This is a genomic window from Labilibaculum sp. (assembly GCF_041595635.1).
Lineage (GTDB): Bacteria > Bacteroidota > Bacteroidia > Bacteroidales > Marinifilaceae > Labilibaculum.
Genome location: NZ_JBFHJW010000110.1, coordinates 1 through 5,835, shown reverse-complemented (window position 1 = coordinate 5,835; position 5,835 = coordinate 1). Strand labels below are relative to the sequence as shown.

The 5,835-nt window shown below is 37.5% G+C and carries 5 protein-coding genes; 3 read left to right on the top strand and 2 right to left on the bottom strand.

Features of this window, described 5'->3' with window-relative positions:
• Both ABYT26_RS17330 and ABYT26_RS17325 read left to right on the top strand, forming a co-directional pair.
• Positions 1–1,185 (top strand): GDSL-type esterase/lipase family protein (locus tag ABYT26_RS17330; RefSeq protein ID WP_372756237.1); only part of this gene is annotated, 1,185 nt, incomplete at its 5' end.
• 40 nt (positions 1,186–1,225) lie between these two features.
• Complete coding sequence (locus tag ABYT26_RS17325) at positions 1,226–2,767, top strand: sulfatase-like hydrolase/transferase (RefSeq protein ID WP_372756235.1); 1,542 nt, start codon at positions 1,226–1,228, stop codon at positions 2,765–2,767.
• A gap of 179 nt (positions 2,768–2,946) precedes the next feature.
• Here the strand turns inward: ABYT26_RS17325 and ABYT26_RS17320 are convergent, their stop codons facing one another.
• The gene (locus ABYT26_RS17320) at positions 2,947–4,116 is read right to left on the bottom strand and encodes an MFS transporter (RefSeq protein ID WP_372756233.1); all 1,170 of its coding nucleotides are present in this window, start codon (positions 4,114–4,116) and stop codon (positions 2,947–2,949) included.
• Between the two features lie 432 nt (positions 4,117–4,548).
• On the opposite strand from ABYT26_RS17320, the gene ABYT26_RS17315 reads away from it, so the two are divergent.
• Positions 4,549–4,908 (top strand): winged helix-turn-helix transcriptional regulator, encoded by a 360-nt coding sequence (locus tag ABYT26_RS17315; protein ID WP_372756231.1) that lies wholly within the window; start codon positions 4,549–4,551, stop codon positions 4,906–4,908.
• Between the two features lie 194 nt (positions 4,909–5,102).
• Here the strand turns inward: ABYT26_RS17315 and ABYT26_RS17310 are convergent.
• Positions 5,103–5,835 (bottom strand): DUF1566 domain-containing protein (locus ABYT26_RS17310; protein WP_372756230.1); only part of this gene is annotated, 733 nt, incomplete at its 5' end.

Genomic DNA, 5,835 nt, shown 5'->3' with positions numbered 1-5,835 from the left:
GTGAAAAATGTTCATGGCACATCTCCTTTTGATTGTGTAGAAGATGGAAAATCGGCTATTCGATGGATTCGAAAACACGCCAAAGAACTAAACATAGACCCAAATAAAGTGGTAGCCAGTGGTGGATCTGCAGGCGGACACATTGCCCTTTGTACCGCGTTAGTTACTGGATTTGAAAATGCAGAAGAAGACCTAAGCATTAGTTCGTTACCCAATGCTATTCTCGCTTACAATCCGGTTTACGATACCACAGAAAAAGGATATGGTCATGAGAAAGTAGTGGGCCGCGAAACTGAAATATCTCCTTACCATCAGGCAAAAAAGAACATGCCTCCCATGCTTATCTTTCACGGAAAGGCGGATAAAACCGTTCCCTTTGAGAATGCTACTCGATTTACCGCTAAAATGAAAGAATTAGGCAACGACTGTAATTTGGTAGCCTTTGAGGGTGTTGGACATGGATTTTTTAATGGTGATTTTTTCAGACAAGGCTGCGGAAACAAGTATTTTAACCTATGCATGTACGATAGCGATGTTTTTCTAACTAAACTCGGTTATCTAAAAGGAAAACCTACTCTTTCGAGGGATTTAAAGCAATTATCCTGCATTGGCGACAGTAATACACAGAAACAATACCCCGAATTATTGCAACAGGAACTAGGATCGACTTACCAAGTGAAAAATTTTGGCAAAGGTGGAGCAACACTTATTGATGGCAGCCTTTTTCCCTATCAGGAAACGAAAACATACAAAAGATCGTTAAAATTTAAAGCCGAGATTGTTCTAATTATGATGGGAACTAACGATGCCAATCCAAAATGGTGTGTTGATACAGAACGAAAAACAGATTTTGAGGGAAGTGTTCAGCAGGAATTTAAAAGCGAATATCTAAAACTAATTGAAGTTTATCGTAAGAATAATCCTCAATCGGAAATTTACCTTTTAAGCCCTTTACCCGTTTGGGCAAAGAAAAAACCAGACAATACAAATCTGAAAGGTCGCAAAGAACAGCTAAACAAATGGGTTCTTCCTTTGGTTCAAGAAATTGCCAATGAAGAAAATCTTCCCCTTATCGATGTTCACAAATTAATGAGAAAAGGATTTAAATATACCACTGATGGCGTGCATTTAAATGAGGAAGGCTACCAAGTCTTAGCGAAAAAAATTGCCAAGAAAATCAAGTAATTGAAGTAAAAAAACAAAGTCATTTAATCTTCGAAAACAAATGAAACAAATAAACAGCCTACTTAGTTTACTGTGCCTATTATGCATCGTAATTACTACTTCTTGTTCCACTTCGCATAAAAAAACAAGCGAAAAGAAACCCAATGTCATTTTTATTTTAGCCGACGACTTGGGCTACGGCGATGTTTCGTGCTACAACGAAAATTCGCAAATTACAACTCCTAATATCGATCAACTTGCCGCCGGTGGTGTGCAATTTACCGATGCACACACCAGTAGTTCGGTATGTACTCCAACGCGATACGGTATTTTAACGGGTCGCTACAATTGGCGATCGACTCTAAAAAAAGGCGTTTTAGACGGTTATAGTAAAGAACTTATTTTACCCAAAACAAAAACCATTGCTGGATTTTTAAAAGAGAATGGCTACACAACTGCAGGCATTGGAAAATGGCATTTGGGTTGGGATTGGAACAATGTTGAGGCTGGGAAAGACAGTATTGACTATTCAAAAAAGGTAGAAAATTCACCTACCAGTTTAGGCTTCGACTATTTTTACGGATTTTGTGGTTCCCTGGATATGCCTCCTTATGTGTGGATTGAAAATGCTATGCCAACCATGCTTCCTAGCAAAGAAACAGTGAGTAAAGTAAGACAATCAACATGGCGAAAAGGTCCAGTTTCTGATGACTTCGAACATCAACAAGTTCTTCCTATTATTACCGATAAGGCAGTAAAATATATCGCTGAAAATGCCAAAAACGAAAAACCTTTTTTCCTATACCTACCTTTTTCTGCACCACACACGCCTATTCTTCCTACCAAAGAATTTGCTGGAAAAAGTGGTTTGGATAATATCTACGCTGATTTTGTAATTATGGTAGATGCCATGGTTGGAAAAATTACAAAATCATTGGAAGAACAAGGAATTGCAGATAATACCATTCTTGTATTTACCAGTGATAATGGCTGCTCACCTCAAGCTAATTATAAACAATTAGTAGAAAAGGGTCACGACCCAAGTTATGTGTATCGCGGTCATAAAGCGGATATTTTTGAAGGCGGACATCGTGTTCCCTACATTGTTCGATGGCCACAGAAAGTAAAAGCTGCTAAATCGGAACAAATCATATGTACAACCGATTTCTTCGCCAGTATTGCCGATGCAATAGGCGTTAAAATTGACAATAATGTGGCTGAGGATTCCTACAGTTATCTACCCGCTTTAGAATTACCAAGCAAAGCCGAAAAAAGAACAAGTATTGTGCATCATTCCATGAATGGTTCTTTTGCCTACCGAAAGGGAGATTGGAAAGCTATCTTTTGCCCAGGTTCTGGAGGATGGAGCGCACCAAGACCAAATTCGAAGAAGGCAAAAAGTTTACCTAAATTTCAATTGTATAACTTAAAAGAAGATATAAAAGAAGAAAATAACCTTCAAGCTCAGTATCCAGAGATCGTAAATCAGTATAAAAAAGAACTAACCGAACTTATTGTGAATGGAAGAAGCACGCAAGGAGAAAAACAAAAAAATGACGGTCCGCAAAGATGGGAACAATTAAACTGGATGGATGAAGAATAGCTGATTGTAGAACAAAAACAGCAAATTAAACGATGATAGTGATTGATTCTCTTAACAACAAAAAGAGTAAATCGCAACAAAAATCAGGTCTCAAAAAAGGAACTTCTTCGGAAAGAATTTTTTGAGGCCTTTTTTCGGCAATTAGGTAGAATGTTTAGTTAGAAGCAAAAGGACAAGTATTACTCTTTTTTTAGGAACAGCACAAAAGGAATGGCTCCGAGTGATAATATAGAAGAAATAAGATATGTTTTCTCAAGACCTATCCAATCGCCCATAATTCCGGCAAAAAACACAGCTGAAGCGGCAGTAATAAAATTTAAGGTCATATAAATACTATTCATAAAAACGGGTAATTCTTTCGATCGATCCTGCACCAATGCAATTAAAACTGGGCCTGGAGCGAAAACAAAAAAGCCCAATAAAATCAGAAATACAAAAGAAAGCCAGCCAGCAGAATTGATGAACAGAAACATCATAACAGGAGAAATAGCACTTATAATCAGCAAGGTGTTTCTTCGACCGATTCTATCGGAAATACTTCCAGCCAAAATGGTGCCAATAGCGCCCGCAAGTTGAAAAGCCGCCAAGGCTGAATTCGCAAACCACAAACTCTCACCTTTCTCAGAATAAAAAAAAGTAGGTAAAAATGCGGTTAAACCTGATTTCATAATCGATCGGAACAAGGTAAATCCAACTAATACAGCGAAAAAAGGCAAGTATTTTTTCAGAGTTGAGAAAACAACTACATTCCCCGACTTCTTATTTTTAAGATCATCAGAAATTTTTACATTCCTTAGTTTTAAAAATAAAATAAAGGAGGCTACCAAACCCAAAGGAATCAATCTCCATGTGCCTTCCAATCCCCACATCGAAACCGTAGCGGTAATCAGCAAAGGCCCAGCCGTTCTTGCCAATTCGCCACCAAACATATAATAGCTCATTCCTCGTCCGGTTTTTGCCCCCGATAATCGTTTGACCATGGTAGGTGCTGGAACATGAAAAACGGCACTACTTATACCCATGGTAAAAAGTAGAATGGAGACTACGGTAAATGAAGGGGCTACGCCCAAAAGACTCATGCATACAGCTGTGATAGCTGGTGTTACAATGACAAAATATCGCGCAGCTGTTCGTTCTGCAATAATTCCAATTAAAGGATTTAGAAACCAGGGAACCCGCATAATAAGATCCCACAATGATGCCAGTGCTAAACTAATTCCAAATTTTTCGATTAGTAAAGGACGAAGCGGAGCTAGAAAGGAAGAATAAATATCGTGCAACATGTGCGAAGCCGCAATAAGAACTACATTTTCTGATTGAAATTTACTAGCTGATTGCTTCTCTTTCATATCTTTACGAACGAATAAAAATTCTTACTTGATCTTGTAAATTTATAGTTTTCTACTAAAATAGCTAGAGCATTTATAGTTTACTTGAAGTAACTAAGTAGGTTTCCAACTTAGTTCAGAATTTTTTTTTCGAAATTCTGTATTTTATACGACTACAAATTTCCAAGATTCCCAACCAAATGATCTAGGCGATCTTATTCCTAACTCTAGAATAAACTCAACATTCTTATCTGAAATTTTCTGATGGACTTCAAACACTTTAAGTGCTCATCTGTATCAATGTGCTTTTAGAATTTCTTCTGTTACTTTTTGCATGATATTACTATGCTAAATGTTGTATATATTTTTATTCTAATTTAATAAGTGCATGATCCTAACAAACTTTAATACATTTTCAACAATACAAACAGCTTTCTTATACAACCAATGCCGATGATAAAACTCCATGAAAAATTATTTCCTTGTCCAACAAGTGCGGCAATGGAATTAATTGGAGGGAAATGGAAAAGTATTATTTTAATGCACTTAGTAGACGGAAAAAAACGCTACAATGAATTAAGAAAAGAATTGCCAACCATTACTGAACGAACGCTAAGCCTACAGCTGAAACAATTAGAGAAAGATGATCTAATAGCAAGAAAAGTCTATACAAAAAGACCTCCCTTAAAAGTAGAATATTCGCTTACTAATTTTAGCAGAACCTTGCTTCCTGTTTTGGAAGCCATTTCGAATTGGGGAATTTATACGGCCGAACAAAAAGGGGAGTTTATCTTTGAAAACAAGGACAAATGAGTAGGAAATAGATTATGCAGGAGTATTAATTTAAAGGATAACTTCTACTTTAAAAATGAAAGCTAGTCAGTTTTCAACAGGCATAAAAAAAAAGGCCAGACTGTTGTGAGTTCTGACCCTTTCTACTGTTGTTTTGCTAAAAATAAATTCCATCCTTATCAGCAAAACACTTACACAATTTGTAAGAGGACTAATTAACCAATGTCTCTAACTAATCTTACAAAATTGTAATATCTTTCTGCTTCCTCGGCAGCAGGACCATCTATATCTTTTGTATCGAAACGAACAGCACCAGCACCATGAAAATCTTCACCTTCATCATTTACAGCTCTACCAAAAGCAACGTACCAACCATAATAGTAACCAGGTTCCGAAGTGCTAAAATAAGCTGAGGTGCTTGACCAGAAGTAAGGGTAATCATCATAACCAGCTTCACTCACTATTTCAGTACAATTAAACAAAGAATCGATGGCAGGACCAACATGATCCGCATCGGTAGCTGTTGGTGAGTATGAATAATCTACAATTCCCTGAAGCTCTTTGATATTTGGCAATCTCCAATCTGTATAACCAGCTTCAGTTGAAAACTCAGCATAATCCAATGCATCTTTCCAAATCATTCCTGCACCACTATCATCTTGGGTCCACATCAAACCAGTTGATGCATCCGAAATTGTTCCATCACCATTATCTGTGTACTCATTAATTCCATAATCGTCGCCACGAACCGCACGCACATAGTTCCCAAACTGGCCGCTTACCGTGGCCGCATATGCTTTAATATGGCCGGTTACGTGATTCACTCCAAAAGCAGCATCCGATCCGCCTTCAACAGTAACACCTACATAGTAATCACTCGCCCAATACTGCTCATCTTTGGATACATCTACCGCTAAATCGAAGTAGGATATATCAATATATGGCCAT